Raw genomic sequence first — 326 nt, forward strand, 5'->3', positions numbered from 1 at the left:
CTTTAAAGGCGCGCTTAAATTCTGCTATCATACTTTTCTTCCTTAAACAGGTGGCAAAACAATTACCTTATCTACCTGTTGATCTGTTTTTTCAATTTCCCAATTTGGGGTCGTCACGTAATTATCTGGAATCGTCACGGCGATTTTTGCGCCAGTCGTCTTTGGTAACCAACGATCATAGTAGCCACCGCCGAAGCCTAGCCGATCACCTGCTGCCGAAAAGGCCAACCCAGGCACCAAGATAAAATCAAGTGTCACCACATCCCCAAGCGGTTCACCAATTGGTTCTAGCATACCAAATCTGTGGCGTTCATACTTGGTTGACT

The 326-nt window shown here is 45.4% G+C and carries 1 protein-coding gene; it reads right to left on the bottom strand.

The window, feature by feature from the left end; genetic code table 11:
• Positions 1-42: 42 nt before the first annotated feature.
• Positions 43-326: 5-formyltetrahydrofolate cyclo-ligase (locus KH400_RS23525; RefSeq protein WP_281418779.1), on the bottom strand; the 284-nt coding region annotated here is incomplete at its 5' end.

Origin of the sequence: Desertibacillus haloalkaliphilus, assembly GCF_019039105.1 — a bacterium.
In the GTDB taxonomy this organism is placed as follows: Bacteria; Bacillota; Bacilli; order Bacillales; family KJ1-10-99; genus Desertibacillus; species Desertibacillus haloalkaliphilus.